12 protein-coding genes and 1 pseudogene are annotated in these 17,478 nt (G+C 63.6%); 10 read left to right on the top strand and 3 right to left on the bottom strand.

From position 1 onward, the window contains the following. Positions 1-139 precede the first annotated feature (139 nt). Positions 140-403: pseudogene (locus tag ACFTZB_RS08835) on the top strand (aldolase/citrate lyase family protein); the annotation flags it as partial. 684 nt (positions 404-1,087) lie between these two features. Here the strand turns inward: ACFTZB_RS08835 and ACFTZB_RS08830 are convergent. Continuing rightward, positions 1,088-1,627, bottom strand: a complete 540-nt coding sequence (locus tag ACFTZB_RS08830) for a reverse transcriptase/maturase family protein (RefSeq protein WP_378431153.1) — start codon at positions 1,625-1,627, stop codon at positions 1,088-1,090. Positions 1,628-1,807: 180 nt separating this feature from the next. Between ACFTZB_RS08830 and ACFTZB_RS08825 the strand changes: the two genes are divergently transcribed. From ACFTZB_RS08825 to ACFTZB_RS08810, 4 genes are all read left to right on the top strand, one after another. Beyond that, on the top strand, positions 1,808-1,966 hold the full coding sequence (locus ACFTZB_RS08825) for a hypothetical protein (protein WP_378431156.1): 159 nt from the start codon (positions 1,808-1,810) through the stop codon (positions 1,964-1,966). Positions 1,967-2,385: 419 nt separating this feature from the next. Beyond that, entirely contained in the window at positions 2,386-4,662 is a 2,277-nt protein-coding gene (locus tag ACFTZB_RS08820; protein WP_378431119.1) for an arylsulfatase, read from the top strand. A 278-nt stretch (positions 4,663-4,940) separates the two neighbouring features. Further along, positions 4,941-5,744, top strand: coding sequence for an SDR family NAD(P)-dependent oxidoreductase (locus tag ACFTZB_RS08815; RefSeq protein ID WP_378431118.1), 804 nt, complete (start codon positions 4,941-4,943; stop codon positions 5,742-5,744). A gap of 269 nt (positions 5,745-6,013) precedes the next feature. Next, positions 6,014-9,301 carry a protein kinase gene (locus tag ACFTZB_RS08810; protein WP_378431117.1) on the top strand — a complete coding sequence of 1,096 codons (3,288 nt, stop codon included), beginning with the start codon at positions 6,014-6,016 and terminating at the stop codon, positions 9,299-9,301. A gap of 206 nt (positions 9,302-9,507) precedes the next feature. Here the strand turns inward: ACFTZB_RS08810 and ACFTZB_RS08805 are convergent, their stop codons facing one another. Both ACFTZB_RS08805 and ACFTZB_RS08800 read right to left on the bottom strand, forming a co-directional pair. Next, complete coding sequence (locus ACFTZB_RS08805; RefSeq protein WP_378431116.1) at positions 9,508-9,801, bottom strand: DUF202 domain-containing protein; 294 nt, start codon at positions 9,799-9,801, stop codon at positions 9,508-9,510. Further along, entirely contained in the window at positions 9,798-10,169 is a 372-nt protein-coding gene (locus ACFTZB_RS08800) for a YidH family protein (RefSeq protein ID WP_378431114.1), read from the bottom strand. Before ACFTZB_RS08800 ends, ACFTZB_RS08805 begins: the two co-directional genes overlap by 4 nt. A 439-nt stretch (positions 10,170-10,608) precedes the next feature. Here ACFTZB_RS08800 and ACFTZB_RS08795 point away from each other — a divergent pair, with 439 nt between their 5' ends. From ACFTZB_RS08795 to ACFTZB_RS08775, 5 genes are all read left to right on the top strand, one after another. Then, the gene (locus tag ACFTZB_RS08795; protein WP_378431113.1) at positions 10,609-11,970 is read left to right on the top strand and encodes an FAD-binding protein; all 1,362 of its coding nucleotides are present in this window, start codon (positions 10,609-10,611) and stop codon (positions 11,968-11,970) included. 204 nt (positions 11,971-12,174) lie between these two features. Next, complete coding sequence (locus ACFTZB_RS08790) at positions 12,175-12,372, top strand: hypothetical protein (protein WP_378431112.1); 198 nt, start codon at positions 12,175-12,177, stop codon at positions 12,370-12,372. Between the two features lie 592 nt (positions 12,373-12,964). Beyond that, positions 12,965-14,002, top strand: a complete 1,038-nt coding sequence (locus ACFTZB_RS08785) for an ABC transporter substrate-binding protein (RefSeq protein WP_378431111.1) — start codon at positions 12,965-12,967, stop codon at positions 14,000-14,002. A 324-nt stretch (positions 14,003-14,326) separates the two neighbouring features. Continuing rightward, positions 14,327-15,490 carry an ABC transporter ATP-binding protein gene (locus tag ACFTZB_RS08780; RefSeq protein WP_378431110.1) on the top strand — a complete coding sequence of 388 codons (1,164 nt, stop codon included), beginning with the start codon at positions 14,327-14,329 and terminating at the stop codon, positions 15,488-15,490. After that, positions 15,490-17,187 (top strand): ABC transporter permease, encoded by a 1,698-nt coding sequence (locus tag ACFTZB_RS08775; protein ID WP_378431109.1) that lies wholly within the window; start codon positions 15,490-15,492, stop codon positions 17,185-17,187. Before ACFTZB_RS08780 ends, ACFTZB_RS08775 begins: the two co-directional genes overlap by 1 nt. The last annotated feature ends 291 nt before the right edge of the window (positions 17,188-17,478 follow it).

Raw genomic sequence — 17,478 nt, 5'->3', positions numbered from 1 at the left:
AGCCGTTCGCCACGCCCGCTCACCGGCATGGCGAACGGCTGCACGCGCCGATCGGCGTCGCCGAAGCGGTCGGCCGGCGAACAGGCAGCGCGGTTCGGTCCATCAATCACCACCGGAAGGGATCGATCCTGATGCGCTCCAAACCGAGAACGCCGAACAGGTCGACGCCACCGCGGCACGCCTGACCGGTAACACCCCTATCGTCGCGCTGATCGAAAGTGCCCTCGGCCTCGAAGACGCCCGCCCCATCGCGCACGCCATCTCCACGATCCGCCTGGCCTTCGGAAGCGGCGACTGCTGCAAGGAAACCGGTGCCACCGACGCCCCCGTCGCCCTGGCCTACACCCGCTCTCGGCTAGTCGTCGCAAGCCGCGCAGAGCGGATCCATCCGCCCATCGACGGACTTGGCGAGTCGTACTGATGATCGTCGTCCTCGCCGTGGTCGCCCTGATCTGCCTCCTTGGCCTGGTTTGCTCCGACGCGAAACGCCACTCCTCGCCCAGATCAACCAGCGCTGAGCCAGAGCTGATGCACCCGCTGGTGTAGGTTGTCTCCGGATGGCGGGATGATCGAGGTCCAGTCACGTCGATGCCGCCCACATCCTCGAGCGTCGACACGTAAGTCACGATGGCGGGCCAGTTGATCGTCACAACATTCATGACCTTCGGTACCCTAGCTCAGGGGTACCGGCCCAACCCTGCTGGTCACGGGCCGCAGAGCTAGGTCAGTGGAGCTTCGCGGTCCGCCGAGCGCTCAGCGGCAGTACTGGCGCAGTCTGGCTCCAGCCGGGACTTGGCGAGGACATTGCGGGCTTTGGCTACTGATCCCGTCGTGGCGAGTTGGCCTCGTCCGGTGCCGAGAAAGCTCCATGGCCAGGACTGTCAGCGGCACCTCAAAACTGACCCCTTTCTGGCAGGCGGGTTCAAGGGGGGCGAGTAGTCGTCGCAAACACTGTCGGTTCATGGAGCAAGATTCTCGGCGAAAACCTCTGCCGGTGTTCGTCATTCGAGGTTATCCGAGGGCGATTATTCAGACGCTCCTCGACTTCGCGCAGCCTCTCGGGCCGTGGACGGACAGATCGGTGCCCTTAGGAAAGTACTGCCGAAGCAATCCATTCGTGTTCTCGTTCGTGCCACGCAGCCAGGGCGAAGCGGGATGAGCAAAGTAGACGCCTCGGTGAACAGGTGCCCGAACAGATCATGGCGCGCCATCTCCGAATCCTGATCCCAGGTGATCGTCCAACGCGAGTGCTCGGGGACCTGCTCGACCGGCCCACGATGGATGTAGGGGTGGTACCGGGGCGCGGTGCCGGGGTTGCTCCCGGTCCGTTTCCCCGGCCCGCCCTCCTCTCCGGCCCGCCCTCCGCACCGGCGGAATGGGCCAACTCGTCGAAACACGCCGCAATGTCCGCCTCGAACGCCCAGTGATGATTCCGGGTCCCGAGAGCGTGAATCTCAGCGATCGCGTCCTGAGCTCGATGCCTCGGGCGGAGACCGTAGCTGATCGGTTTGAAATCCGCCTCGAAGATCGGCTCCAACACCAGCAACAACGACGCTTGCACTGTGTGGTCCATCGCCGTGGGGATACCGAGCCGCCTGAGTTTGTTGCTCCCCGGTTTCGGAATCATTCTTTCCCGCACCGGCAGAGGAGCAAAGGTCCGAGACTTCACCTGGTCTCGAACCTGACCCAGGAATGCGACCGTCTCGGCGTCCCCGGTGATGGACGCAGGTGCCAGCCGGTCGACTCCGGCCGAACGTGCACCCTTGTTGCCCCGCACCCGTTCCCATGCGACGGTGAGGAAATCCGGGTGGTGGACGAGGTCGAACGCATCATCGAAGAGGCGGTCGGGATCGTCGACCGCCCAGTGGTGCAGCTTGCGTTGCATCTGTCGTACCCGCCATGCCGCCCGATCGGGATCGGGCCACGACAGCTCACCGGTATTCACCAGTGCACGTTGCATTACTGAACTGAATTAAGTTAGAGTGATGACGGTCACGGACGTTAGGGCGTCCGCACCCGCCGAGCCCGATGGAGAGAGACGATGACGGAAAGCGCCCGGCCATGTTCAGGAGACGACGCCCACCGCCCCGCTGCTCGAACGTAGGAAAGTCGAACAATTGAGTCTCACGTTTTCGCCCCGGCGATGTGGAAACGATCCTCGATCGCGATTCGTTCGAGATTCGACGTTGCGAGTTGTTGTGATGATTAGTCGCAACGACTGCGGGAAGACGACGTCCCTGAACCCGCTGGCCGGACTGCAGGAGCCGACCCAGGGTTTAGTCGAAGGCCTGGACAGCGCGTCCCGCGAACATGTGACCATGTCGATGAAAGTGCTTGGCGGCACTATGTCGACCCGATGTAACGACCAGCGAGAGGCCATTTACCGTGAGTCTGACGAGTCAACCGGCTGATCACGACGGCTTTCCGCTGAAGCGGATAGCGCCAGTCGGAGCCCCCAATGTCGTCCTGGTGATGTTGGATGACGTCGGTTTCGGGCACGCCAGCTGCTTCGGCGGTTCTGTCGCCACACCCCACCTGGATCGCCTTGCGCGCGAGGGACTGCGCTATAACCAGTTCCATACGACAGCGCTTTGCTCCCCGACGCGCGCCTCCCTGCTAACCGGCGTGAATCATCACAGGCTGGGGTTCGGGAGCGTTCCGGAACTCGCCGTCCCATACGCGGGCTACAACTCCGTGTGGCCGGACGAGTCTGCCTCGATCGCGAGAATTTTGTCCGACAATGGTTATGCCACTGCAGCCTTCGGCAAATGGCACAACACTCCAGTCTGGGAGACCAGTCCGTTCGGTCCATTCGATCGATGGCCCACCGGTCGGGGTTTCGACTACTTCTACGGCTTCATGGGGGCGGACACAAATCAGTGGGCCCCACTGTTGTTCGAGAACACGACGATTGTCGACGATGATCGGCGTGAGCCCGGTCTTCATCTCGACGAGGACCTGAGTCGTCACGCGGTGAGTTGGGTGCGTGGACAGCGGACCGTTGATCCGTCGCGCCCGTTCTTCATGTATGTCGCACCCGGGACGGCCCATGCCCCCCACCACGCCCCGGAGAGTTGGCTCCAACGCTATCGCGGCTCGTTCGACCATGGTTGGGACATCGAGCGCGAGAGAGTGTTTCGCGCGCAACTCGCCATGGGTGTCGTGCCGTCGGGAACGGAGTTGACGCCCCGTCCTGACGAGATCCCTGCCTGGGACGATATCTCGCCCACCCAGAGGGTGGTTGCCTCCAGATTGCAGGAGGCGTTCGCTGCCGCTCTCAGCTTCTGCGACGAGCAGGTCGGTGCCATCTTCGAAGCCATCGAGGAGATGGGGGAGCTTGAAAACACACTGATTGTTTACGTCGTGGGCGACAACGGTCCCTCCGCTGAAGGCGGCATCAACGGCAACTTCAACAAATGGGCCGGAGCCAACGGTGTACCTGAAGACCTCACCGAACTGCATGCAAGACTTGATGAAATCGGCGGGCCGGCCTCCTACAACAACTATCCCGTGGGCTGGGCTTGGGCCGGGTCGACTCCCCACCAGTGGTTCAAGCAAGTAGCGTCGCATTTCGGTGGTATCCGTAACGGCCTGGTGGTCTCCTGGCCGGCGGAAATCAAGTCGACTGGCGAGATCCGGTCGCAGTTTCACCATTGCGTCGACATCTTTCCCACCATTCTGGGGGCGGCGGGGATCGAGGTGCCTACGACAGTCGGGGGCGTCGTCCAGCAGCCGATCGACGGGGTCTCCATGATCTCCAGCATGGCTGACGCGTCGCGTCCTTCGGCGCGGTCGATGCAGTACTTCGAGGTCCTGGGCCACCGTGGTATTTACGCGGACGGCTGGATGGCTTCTGCCCGCCACCTCGGACGGCTCCCATGGGAGAAGAATAGGGGGTCCGGCGACTTCCTCAGCGACCCATGGGAGCTCTACTGGATCGAGGACGACTTCTCGCAGAGTCGTGACCTCGCCGGTGAGGAGCCGAAGAAGCTCGCGGAGCTGCAGAATCTTTGGTGGGCAGAAGCGGGCCGGAACCGGGTTCTTCCTTTAGACGATGACCTGTACGCGCGATACGGGCTCGGCAACAAGCCGAGCGGGTTGGCCGCGCAGGCCCGTGCCGTGCTCTACGCCGACACCGTGCGCATCCCGGAGGCGATCGCCCCCGATGTGAAGGGCAAGTCTCACCGCATCGTCGTCCACGGCGAGTTCAGCGCGGACGCGGAGGGCGTGCTCGTGTCGATGGGGGGCCGCTTCGGCGGATATGCAGTCTTCATTCAAGGCGGGGCGGTGCATTACGCACACAACTACTGTGGAACGGCGACGTACTATGTATCGGGGACGCTACCCCCGTCTACTGCCACGGAGATCGCCGTCGACTTCCGGATACCCGTCCCCGAGCCGGGCGCTGGTGGGGACGTAACGATCTCGGTTGATGGACACGAGGTCGCCGTGGGGCAAGTGCCGCGAACGGTTCCCTACCGATACTCCTACAGTGAGACGCTCGACGTCGGCCGTAGCTCCGGGACGTGCGTAAGCGATCGATACTGCGGCGCGTTTCCATACACCGCCCGCTTGGACCGAGTCGTCATGGAGGTCGCCCGTCCGGAGGCGCCCGTTGTCGATGGTCGCAGACAGGGAGACCGCTGCGACGCGGCGGACTGAACTGCGCTGAACTGAACCAGGCGACAATGTGGCCGGTTCGGGCGCGCCGCGTCCAGTCTTTCGCGCTTGTGGTTGCCGCCCATCCGTCACTTCGACGGAGGACGAGTAATGCCGAAACTGTTCTTCGCGATCCAACTGCTTCGGCAACGGGCGTTGATTGTCCGGCGTACGGGCACAGACGACGATTTGGCGCATTGTCGCGTCGTCAACAACCGTGTCTCCCAACAGGGATACATTTCGAAGGCCCGGCGACGGAGTCGGGCGAGAGGAGGCGTGAGATGACTCAGCCACAGGATGGGATCGGCGGGACGTTTGCCGGCCAAGTCGCTCTGGTGACAGGTGGTGGTTCCGGCATTGGTGCGGCCGTGGCTCGCCGACTCGCTGCGATGGGCTGCGCCGTGCATGTTGCCGACGTCAATGGGGACAACGCGAAGGCGGTAGCGTCGGAGGTCCGGGGTCGAGGTCATGTTGTCGACGTCACCGACTCCTCGGCTGTGGATGCTCTGGTCGCGGGCGTCGTGTCCGAATCCGGCTCGCTCGACGTGGTGGTGCATACCGCCGGGGTTGACGACGCGCAGGCAAAAGAGTGGCTGTTGGAGGCTCGGGAAAGCGGAGAACCGGTCGACGTGCTTTGTCGGCTCACCGACGCCGACTGGCAGAGGATCATATCGATCAACCTCGCCGGCACATTCCATGTCCTTCGCGCTGCCGTACAGGCGATGCGTCCACAGGGTAGGGGAGCGATCGTGACCGTGGGTTCCTCCGCGGCGTTCGACACCCTGGTGGGTTATCCCCACTACGCCGCCTCCAAGGCGGGCGTTCACGCACTGTCGCAGTCGGTGGCCAAGGAAGCGATCGCCTATGGCATCCGCGTCAACACGGTAGCCCCCGGCCCGGTCGATACACCGATGGCTTCCCGGACGCCCGCGGCGGTACGCAAGGCGATGGAGGCCACAGGGGTCATCGGATATGCGACGCCCGAGCAGCTTGCAGATAACATCTGCTACCTCGCCTCGCCGGGGGCTGCCAACGTGGTCGGTGCTGTCCTGCTCAGTAATGGAGGGCGGTTCACGGTGTCATGAGCGATAAATTGCGCAGGGTGTGGGGCGCTTCCTCCACGTGAACCACACAGCACCTGAACCACAAGCGAGATCAACGACCGCGCAAGCATCATCAGTCACAGGGCCATCGGTATCGGTCACAACCACATGCGGCGATATGCTGAGGGGAAGTGTCGAGAGGTTTCGCATGTGGTATTTCGACGATCGCCTTCCCATGACTCACGCGCAGCGGGGTTTCCCGTATTTCGGGGCACACGTACTGCGAGACGACAGCGTGGTAGGCCGTTTCGATGGACGACAGTGACCCGCTCGTCACCCAGCGGTCCACGGATCCCCCGGTCGCCGCGGAGCTGAGCGCGGCCGGGTTCGACGACGCCCACGAGATCGGGCGCGGTGGTTTCGGGGTGGTCTACCGCTGCACGCAGGCCGCCCTGGACCGCACGGTGGCGGTGAAGGTGCTCATCGTCGAACTCGACGAGGAGAACCGGGAGCGGTTCTTCCGGGAGCAGCGGGCGATGGGACGGCTGACCGGGCATCCGAACATCGTCAATGTGTTGCAGGTCGGCGCCACCGACAACGGGCTGCCCTACCTCGTGATGCAGTACCACCGGCAGGACTCCCTCGACACCCGTATCCACCGCGACGGTCCGCTGCCGCTCGGTGAGGCGCTGCGGTTGGGGGTGAAGATCGCCGGCGCGGTGGAGACCGCGCACCGGCTCGGTATCCTGCACCGTGACATCAAGCCCGCGAACATTCTGCTCACCGACTACGGTGAACCCGCGCTGACGGACTTCGGTATCGCGCACGTCGCCGGCGGTTTCGTGACCGCCACCGGCACCGTCACCGGGTCCCCGGCCTACACCGCGCCGGAGGTCCTCACTGGTGACCCGCCGACCACGGCGTCGGACGTCTACGGCCTCGGCGCCACCGTGTTCAGTGCACTGACCGGTCATGCGGCGTTCGAACGCCACAGCGGTGAACAGATTGTCGCGCAGTTCCTGCGGATCACCACCCAGCCGGCGCCCGACCTGCGTGAGCACGGCGTCCCTGGAGACGTATCTGTGGCGATCGCCTGCGCGATGTCCGGCACTCCCGGCGAGCGGCCAGCCACTGCCGCAGATTTCGGTGAGCAACTGCGCCGGATCCAACACGATCACGGGCTTGCGGTCGACGAGATGGCGCTGCACGCCGAAGCCGGCGCAGCCTCGTCAGGCCAGGAGCCGCCACCAGCGCGGACACGATCCGCGACGTTTCGTCCTCAGATTGCGCACCCAGTGCCGGCCCGAGCGTCGAAGGGGAATTTGTCGTTGGGGTTGACGAGTTTCGTAGGTCGCCGGCACGAACTCACCGAGGCGAAGAACCTGTTGACCGGATCCCGGCTGCTGACGTTGACCGGGATCGGCGGTGTCGGGAAGACCCGGCTGGCGCTGCAAGTGGCCGCGAATTTACGACGTGACTACGGCGGCGGGGTGTGGCTGGTCGAGCTCGGTGAGCTCGGTACCCCGTCGCTGCTGGTGTATGCGGTGGCCGGCGCGCTGGGGTTGCGGGATCATCAGGCGCGGCCGCTACTCGAGGTGCTGGTGGAGTACCTGGCCGCGCGGGAGCTGCTGCTGGTTCTCGACAACTGCGAGCACGTCATCGACGCGGTCGCCGTGCTGGCCGAGGCTCTGCTAGTGGCGTGCCCCGGGCTGCGAATCCTCGCCACCAGCCGCGAACCCCTCGGCATCGGAGGGGAGGCGGTGCTGCGGGTGCCCCCGCTGACGGTCCCGGATGGTCATCGGGAACCCTCGCTGCGGGGACTGCCCCGGTATGACGCGGTGACCCTGTTCGCCGAACGCGCCGCCGCCGCTGTCCCGGGTTTCGAAATCACCGAGGACAACATGGTCGCGGTGGCGCGGATCTGCCACCGGCTGGACGGGTTGCCGTTGCCCATCGAGCTGGCGGCGGCCCGGCTGCGGGCGATGTCGCCCGAGCAAATCCTCGAGCGCCTCACCGACCGCTATGCCCTGCTGACCCGCGGAAGTAGGGGCGCGCCGTCGCGGCAGCAGACCTTGCGGTTGTCGATCGACTGGAGCTTCGAGCTGTGCACCGTTCGGGAGCAACTGGTGTGGGGGCGGGTATCGGTATTCGCGGGAAGCTTCGAACTCGATGCGGCAGAACAGGTCTGCGGCGCGGATCTGACGTCGGCCGACCTGCTTGACGCGGTGACCTCGCTGGTGGACAAGTCGATCCTGATCCGCCAGGAAGCCGGCACAGTGGTGCGGTTCCGGCTACTCGAGACCGTCCGCGAATACGGCCGCGAGAAACTCGAACAGACCGGTGAAAACGTGGCTCTGTACCGCCGGCACCGGGACTGGTACCAGGCACTGGCGGTCGACGCGGAGGTGGACTGGATCAGCGCGCGCCAGCTCGAGCTGACTTCACGCCTGCGACGGGAGCAACCGAACATCCGGGAGGCGCTGGAATTCTGCGTCACCGACGATCCCGCCGCCGGCCTCCACGTCGCCGCCGCACTGTTCCCGTTCTGGCTTTCTCAGGGTCTCTACAGCGAGGGGCGGCGCTGGCTCGACCGCTTCCTGGCCACCTGGGCCGGCCCGTCGAGCGTCGAACACATCAAATCGCTGTATGCGGCGAGCGTGCTGGCTGGGATGCTGGGCGACCTCCCCGCCGGCGCCGCGCTGGTGGCGCAGGGACGGACGATCGCCGCGCACACGAGCGACCCGATGACGCACGCGTTTATCGATTACGCCGAGGGCACATTGGCCCTGCTCGGCGGTGACCTCGCTCGCGCGTGTTCGTATTTCGAACGTGCCCTCGCAGTATTCGGCACCAGAGAGGATCGCACCCTCGAGACCGGTGCTCTGAGCATGCTGGGGATGGCCTACGAATTGCGCGGCCAGACGGAGCGGGCAATCGAGTGTCACGAGCGCGTGCTCACGATCACGGAGGCGTGCGGCGAAGCCCTGCACAGGGCGTACTCGCTGTGGGCGCTGGGCGTGGTCGCGTGGCAGCAGGGTGACACCACGCGTGGGGAGCGGCTCGTCGAACAGGCGTTGCAGCTGACCCGCGCGAACTTTCCCCGCGTCGCCGCATCCTGTCTCGAGGCACTGGCCTGGATCGCCGGGGAGCACCGCGACGCGAGGCGGGCGGCAGTTCTGATGGGAGCGGCAGAGGAATTGGGGCGCTCCGTCGGCAGCGTCGCGGTCATCTATCCCACTATGCTCGTTTATCACGACGCCTGCGCGGAGAAGGCACGTCGGGGCCTCGGCGACAAGGCATTCGAGGCGGCTGGTCGCGAAGGACGCCACCTGGATTTCGACGCTGCCGTCGCCTACGCCCTCGACGAGCGTGCCCCGCACACAACCGATCCCGCTGCCGGTTCGGCGGTGAAACTGACCAAGCGTGAGGAACAAGTCGCCGAACTCGTCGCCGAAGGCATGACCAACAAGGCCATCGCGGCGAAGCTGGTGATCTCCGAACGCACCGCGCAGGGCCACGTCGAGCACATCCTGACCAAACTCGGGTTCACCTCCCGCGCACAGGTCGCCGCCTGGGTCGTCGAGCAACTCCAACGATGAGCGCAGCCGACACATCCGGGTTAGCGATGACACTTGAAGGCAGTCGATCCAAGGTCGCCTTCACGGGATTGCTGTCCAGGAGGACCGCGGGCGGTCCATGCCGAGACGAGAGGATCACCCTCGACGTGTGTGGGGTGGGGCGCAAGGTCTGCTGTGACTGTCAGTGCCGCTTCACGTTTTACCGAAGACTTGGAGGCAATCGCTCTTCAGTGAGCGGCGAGGGCTAGTGCCTCGACGGCGGCGAGAAGTGCCGTGGCAGACGATAATGCCAGTGTCGCTCGGCCGCGACGGGGCCGTCGGGAGCGGCCCTGAGACTCGCAGAATGCGCAGAGACTGAGTGTGATGGCGAGAGCGAGGATCGCGAAGGCGAGGAAGCCGAGGCGGCCGAAAGTCAGTCGACCGAGGATGGCACCTCCGGCGGCGATGGCGAGGGCAGTGCGTTGCCAGGCGAGGGTTGTGCGTTCGTTGGCCAATCCCGCATCGACAGCCGTCATGTTCATGACGTGGCGACCGTCGCCATCACGATCGATCCGACGACCAGCAGACCACTGCAGAGAAGGATCGCGATCCGGAACGGGGGCAGTGGTTCCCGTAGCCGAATCGCTCGCTCCGAGGCAGCCCACCTGGTCCACGCGATGATCGAACAGAGAAGGCTGCTGCCCACAAGCAGGGCTGCGAGCAGTTTCCGAACCAGGTCGGAGAGGGCCAAGTCCACGACGTCGACCGCGACCGCGACCGCCAACAGGGCCAAAGAGGTTCGGATCCAGGCGAGGAAGGTACGTTCGTTCGCGAAGCTGAAGCGGTAATCGGGCTCTTCGGCGGATTGGACGTATACCCACTTGGGCCAGCGCTTCTGGAGTTGCGTCACGAGCAATCCTCTCTGATCACGTAGCGACACCAGAACACCCGGTCGGGGGTCTGGGGAGCGGATTGACGCGAGAACCGTCCGCTCCTTCGTCATGACCTAATAGTCCGGTTTCGTTCCTTCTCTGCAAATCCATTGCGGCCGCGTTCCGGCGTGTGCGAAATCTCCGACTCCGTCGCGAGAGGATCGAAGGCGAAGGTACGTGAATTCAGTTCAGGTGTAAACCTCGTCGCGGGTCAGTCATGATCGGTCGCCGACCTGACCGCCCCAGGAAGGCGTGCTTAGGTGAAAGGCTTCTGAAGCGAATCTTCATGAGCGCCCTCGGGTTCCAAGTGGGTGGGCGCTCCCGCTTGTCCAGGCGGTGAGATCGGCTATTGAACCAACTTCAGTTTGGCATCTATAGTGAGCGGAGACACATATTGCCGACCCAAGGGAGTAGCACATGCGGGGAATCGACAGCGATGTTCTCGTCGTCGGCGCAGGAATGGCGGGACTTACTGCGGCGACCCGGTCGCTAGACCTTGGAAGTTCTGTCATCGTCATCGAAAAGGCCGAGGCGGTTGGCGGATCTGCCCAGTTCGCGGGATACGCCTGGACGGCGCCCTCGCACGAGGTGATGGACGCGGTCAACCCGAACGGGGACATTTCGCTGCGCCGTGCGCTCGTCGACGGATTTACCAGCGGTATAGCGTGGATTCGATCACTCGGCGTCGATTGCGCGGACGCTGTGCCGGTGTTGCGATACGGCCGAGGGCATCAGTTCGACACGAATCAATACATCGATGAATGTCGCAGGCGGATCCGCGCTGATGGTGGGCTGCACACCGGAGCCGAGACTCTCGAGCTTCTCAGCGAGGACGGTGTGGTGGTTGGTGCCCGTGTGCGGCTGCAGGATGGCACCGAACGGGAGATTCGCGCGCGCGCGACGATCCTGGCCACCGGAGGGTTCCAGGGGAATCGCGAGATGGTTAACATGCACATCCATCCCGCAGCCGCGGAAATGCCACTCCGCTCCAACCCCACCAGCAACGGGGGCGGACTGCGCTTGGCGGAGGCGGTCGGCGCCGCCGCGGGAACCGACCGATCAGGCTTCTACGGCCATCTCATTCCAACCGGAGTGAACTTCCGCGACCCAGGCGACTTCGTTGCACTGTCGCTGTACTACAGCGAGCATGCGCTGCTGTTCAACCTCGAGAACCGGCGATTCGTCGACGAAACCCTCGGTGATCATCTGACAACAATGGCCCTGCTCGACCAAACCGAGTCGCGTGGGTTGCTTGTCGCCGACGCGCGTGTGTATCGCGAATGGATCACCGGCAGTTACGTCCAAGGTGCGGTCGCGATCGATAAATTTGACCTCACCCAACGTCGCGGCGGTCGGTGCGGACTCGCCGAGAGCCTCGAGGAACTCGCGTACCTCCCCGAGGATTGGGGATACGACGGCGCTGCGATCGCGGAGCAGATCCGGGCAATCAACAGCGTTGGCGCCGATGCCCAGCCGCCTCGCCGTCATGACTATGCTCCCCTGGCCCAGGGGCCCTTTTACGTCATCGAGGCCTGTCCTGCGCTGACCTTCCCCTTCCATGGCATACGGATCGACGCACACGGTCGCGTCCTCTCCCATGCCGGTGCTGCGATCCCTGGTTTGTTTGCCGCAGGCTCGGACGCCGGCGGGCTCTACGACCACGCCTACGCGGGAGGTATCGCGCCGGCGCTCGTGTTCGGACTTGCCGCGGCGGACCAGGCCGCGAATGACCGCCTCTCCTTAGCCGAAGGAAACCGGACTTCGCGATCATCGATCTAGAGAACAGAAACTTCTCAATTACCCCCGAGGGCTCGGCCGGGCGTATTTGGCTGGACCGATTGGCCCCCGAATTTCCACCCACCGTTGCAAGTCGAGCCTGTGGGTGAGCGACTGCGCGAACTGTGGAAGTGGTGTAGATGTCTGCTGAGGCCAATGCAAGAGGTTGCGCGATCCCGGTCATAAACGGAATCAGGACCGCTGAAAGTGGCGGTGGTTTCACGGAAGGAACTGGAAAGCGAGATCTCGCAGGACCTGCTGCTGCCCGCGGTGGGGTGTGTGAAGTACTGCGGCAGGTACATCGTGAAGTCCAGCGCGCACGCTCAAAGAGCTGTTGCAAAGGCAATCGTCGTCAATCGCGTTCAGCTGGATCTGTGCGTCGACGGCATGCCCGTGAATTTCTGAGTCGTCGGAAACATTTGCCACTACGCCGTACAGACAAGTGACCGAGGCGGGTGGTGTATCGCCCCCGTGGAGCCCGAGACGTGTAGCTCCGAGCGCAGCGTTCTGATGCGGTCGGTCGAACTCGGGGCTGGGCGATCCAGGCCCAGGCACTCTGGTTGGGCGACCACCCTCGGGCGCTGTCTGAGGTCGGTGGTGGGCGGCTCGGTGAGCCGCTAGGTCTGTGATCATGCGCGCTCATCTGGAGCCAAACCCACCTGCGACCGAACGGTCCCGACGGATACACAGAGAGCCGCCCGTAGTGGCACAGAGTCTGCGAGGGCGCAATTTTCGTTTTCAACAGGTATTCGCGTCACATTGCCATCCCGCTCGTGATTGACATCACAGCCGGTCGCGATTAGGTTCTCAAACTGAGATCAGTTCAGTTATTGACGGGAGTCCGAATGGCTTTCTGCTTGCCTGGAGCGGGTAGGGCGCGACCTCCGGGGCCGGTTGGCGTGGTCATCCTTCGCAACCAGATTCGTAACACCTCACTGAATGCCCTACCGACCGACCTTATGAGGACTCGGCGAGCCCTCAGGAAAGAAATCGCACCATGAAATCTCTGAGCAAAGCCATAGCGGCTGTCGCCATTGCCGCCGCGACACTCGGCCTGACGTCGTGTAGTGACAACCCCTCCTCCACGAGTCCGGTGGAAGGAAACTGGGAGGACGTCGTGGCCGCGGCCAACAAGGAGGGCAGCGTCCTGCTCTACTCCAGTCAGAAGCCGGCCAACCTGGAGACGCTCAAGACCGCATTCCACGCAAAGTATCCACAGATCACGCTGGACGTCGTACGCGGAACCGATGTCGACCTCAGCCCGCGCGTGGAGACCGAGAACAGGATCGGTAAGGGCACAGCCGACGTACATATGCTCGCCGATGCACGGTGGATCGAGAACGCTGCGAATTCGGGTACCTACTCCACGGCACTGGTAGGACCGGATCTGAAGGCGCCCGAATACGAGCCTGAGAAGAGCGTGATCAACGACCGGTTCTTCCTCACCAGCGCAGCGGTTTTCGGTATGGGCTGGAATACCGACACCGTTCCGAACGGTCTGCAAACTCCGCAGGACGTCATCAACCCCGCATACCGAGGCAAGATCGGTGTCGTGAACCCGTCGGGAAGTGCGACGTACACGGATCTCTACCGCTACTACGCGAAGACCTATGGCGAGGACTACTGGAGCAAGTTGGCTGAGTTGCAGCCACGGGTTTACACCAGCGCTCTTGGTGTCGCCCAGGCGCTGACGTCTGGTGAAATCGCCGTCTCGCCGACGGTCCAGCCACTTGTGACCGAGGTGGATGCCGGGGCGCCGGTCGGATGGACTTTGCCCGCCTCACCGTGGGGAACGCGGTGGTACAGCCAGGTGTTGAGCGTGGCACCGCATCCGAATGCCGCTCAGGTGCTTGCGAACTTCATGGTGAGCCGCGAGGGACAAGCCGCGCTCAACTCCGGATACGCCGCCGTCCTGCCAGACGTCCCGGGCGCGGTGGCTCGCGCGCAGGACATCGACTCGCCAGACACCGCTGACCTGGCTCCCGAAAAGATCGAGCAATACACCCAGGAATGGGCCAAGCTCTTCCAACGCTGACCATCCAATTTCGAAATCGCCCGACGCTCGCAAGACGAAGGATGGCCATGGCACACAGAATCGATGCACGTGAACGTGCTCTTCACCGGGGTCCGGGCACGTCGGGGGCGCGACGGCGTACCGCTCGCCACGAAGGGTGCGACCGTCCATCTGACCGGCTCCCATCACCCCACCTGCCTGGAGCCGCGCACCACGTCTGGCGACCGTCGACAGTCTCCTCGCCGGCACACGCAGCAGTGATGTCACCCGGGATCGACCGCCTTGACGGCGGTGGCCCGCTGCTTGCACCCCGCACAGTGAAGAAACAGACACAGAAGGTATGAGATGACCTCACAGTTCACAGTCTCCGGCCTGACAAAGACCTATGGCGCAAATGTCGTCGTCGACCAACTCGACCTCGCGATCGAGGAAGGCGAGTTCCTCGTCCTTCTCGGGCCGAGCGGGTGTGGCAAGACGACCACTCTGCGCTGCCTTGCCGGCTTGGAGACGCCCCAAGACGGTTCGATCGTCTTCCAGGATCGGGCAGTGTTCGATGCGCAGGCAAAGTTGGATGTTCCCGCGCACAAGAGAAATATCGGGATGGTCTTCCAGTCGTACGCGCTGTGGCCACACATGACCGTCCGCGACAATATTCGATACCCGCTCAAGGTCCGCAAACTCCGCGAAAGGATCTCCGCCGGGGCAGTCGAAGCCGCCGCGGACATGGTCGACTGCGGCAAGCTGCTCGATCGGTATCCGTCGCAGCTGAGCGGCGGACAGCAGCAGCGGGTGGCCGTGGCCCGGGGGCTGGTGGCCCAACCCGATCTGGTGCTCTTCGACGAACCATTGAGCAACCTCGATGCCAGGTTGCGCGATCAGGTCCGTTCGCAGATTCATCAGCTACATAAACGCCTCGGGTTCACAGCGGTTTTCGTCACCCACGACCAGGCCGAGGCGTTCGCCCTAGGCGACCGGTTAGCCATCATGAAGGCTGGCAAGATCGAACAGTACGATGCGCCGGAACGTGTCTTCGAGAATCCGGTGTCGGAATATGTTGCGGCATTCATCGGGATGGCCAATCGACTGGAACTGCGTCACAGTCACAATGGTTGGATCACCTCGGCCGGCGACGAACTCGACTTGACGCATGCGGTGGTGCGAGACTCCGCCGACTACGGTACGTCTGCGGTCGCGCGACTGCGTCCGGACGATGTCTTGTTGCACACATCGATGAATGAAGTCCCGCACGGCAATGTGGCCCTGCATGCGGAACTGGTCACCTACGAATACGGCGGCCGGCACTTCGACGTGACCGTACAGACCGGCACCGAGCGCCTCGCGCTCCGGGCCGATGCAGCCGAACACGGTGCAGTATTGCGCAGCAGCAGGCAGGGAGCTCCCTACGTGGTCAGCTTTTCGCCCGCCAGTTTGCGGGTATTCGCCGACCCGGACGACCCGTCGCCGACCGTGTCTGAACTGGCCACCGCGGGTGCAGGAGGACAGCTCTGATGGCCACGCTGGCCGCAGCGCCCCTCCGGTCACTCGCGGTATCCACCCACTGGCGCGCGCGTATCGGGTACCTGGCGTTGCTGGCCGTTCTCGGCTATCTCGTGGTGCTGCCGATGATCCGGCTGCAGACCATGGCGTTCGAGGACGGCGCGCAGGGCTACCGAAGCCAGTACGGGCGCTTCGACATCGCCGAAACAATCTGGACCACTATCGCGCTCGCGCTTGGATCGCTGGTGATCGCGATGGTGCTAGGTACCCTACTGGCCTTTGCCGCCAGCCGACTCCCGGCGAAACTGGGATTTTTGCGGATCATTCCCACGCTACCCATCATCATGCCGGCGGTCGCGAACATAGTCGGCTGGGCGTTTCTGCTTTCGCCTGGGCCTGGCTACCTCAACGTGCTACTCAGAAAGCTGCCGTGGTGGAGTGGATCGGACTCCGGGCCGGTTGACGTCTACACGGTTCCCTGGATCATCATCCTCACCGCGTTCGGTTTGACCTCGTTCGTCTACCTCTTCGTCAGCGCGGGCATGCAGAACATCAGTTCCGAGCATCTCGAGGCAGCACAGGTAAGCGGGTCGTCCACGGTCGGCGTCTTCTTCCGCATCGTCCTGCCACTGCTGCGCCCGTCGTTGATCTACGGCGGCGGAATCGCGCTGCTCCTCGGCCTCGGCCAGTTTACCGGACCACTGCTGCTCGGTCAGAACAACGGTGTCAAGGTTCTCACCACCGAGATGTACCACCGTGTATCGGAGTCGCCGGCCGATTTCGCCGCCGCCGCCGCCGCCGGATCACCCCTGGTCATCTTCGGAGTTGCTCTAGTCCTGATCCAGAAGGGTTTACTCGGCAACCAAACCCGATTCGTCACCCACGGTGGCAAGGCATTCGCGCCGTCGACCGGCCGGGCCACTTGGGCCTCCCTGTCCATCGTGCTCTATGCGTTGCTCGCGTTGGTAATTCCCCTGATCGGGCTCATCATCGTGTCGTTGACACCGTACTGGTCGGGGTCTCTCTCCTGGAGCTTGCTGACCCTCGACAACTTCCGCGAACTCGCCGCAACCGACACGGTAGTCGAATCGGTCATCACCAGTGTGCTGACATCCCTTGGCGCGGTGGTGATCTGCGTACCCATCGGATACTTGATGGCAAACCTCATGGTACGCGGCCGACGCTTCAAGGTGCTCGCCATCATTGGTGACTTCATCACGGCAATGCCACTCGGCATCCCCGCGGTAATCTTCGGCGTGGGCTTCTTGCTGACCTATACCGAGCCGCCGCTGATCCTGTACGGCACACGGACGGTGATCGTCCTCGTCTACGTCGTGCTCATGCTTCCGTTCGCCACCCGAATGCAGATGACTGCAATGCTTGCGCTCGGAAACACCTACAACGAGGCATCGGCAACCAGCGGAGCATCACCGTTTGTCACGAGCATGAGGATCATGCTTCCGCTGATGCGTCCGACAATCCTGAGCGCGGTGGCGCTGATGTTCATTTTGCTGACCCACGAGTTCGCGGCGTCGCTCCTGGTGCGTGCGTCGACTACGCAGGTGATGGGGACTCTGCTGTTCGAAATGTGGCAGAACGGTTCGTATCCGCTGGTTGCGGCGATGGCCTTGCTGATGACGGTGGTGACCACGGTCGGTGTCGGAATCGCCATGCTGGTGGGTGGTCGCAACGTGCTCAGCAACCTCTGAAATAGGAACGTTCGCAGACTTTGGGTGTGTCCGGGCTCGTCGAACGACGAGATCGTTGGGCGTGCGGCTGAGCGGCGGAGCTCAGGATAGTAGAACCATTCTCTAGCGGGCCCGGGCATCTTCCCTGCGGTGATTGCCGACGGAATCAGGTCTGTATCGGGAGCCGAGCTTCGAATCGTCTGCCAGGGCTGGCAGGCGGTACGGAGTTGGCAGTCCAACGCGAACACGGGGAAGGGAATCTAGTTGAGTGACAAGAAGTCCCGGCCGCTGTCTGGCACGGACTCAGGGGTA

This window comes from Rhodococcus sp. NPDC057014 (assembly GCF_042673295.1).
GTDB lineage: Bacteria > Actinomycetota > Actinomycetes > Mycobacteriales > Mycobacteriaceae > Rhodococcus_F.
Note: the sequence above shows the minus strand (reverse complement) of the source record. Positions and strands in the feature narration are given on the sequence as shown.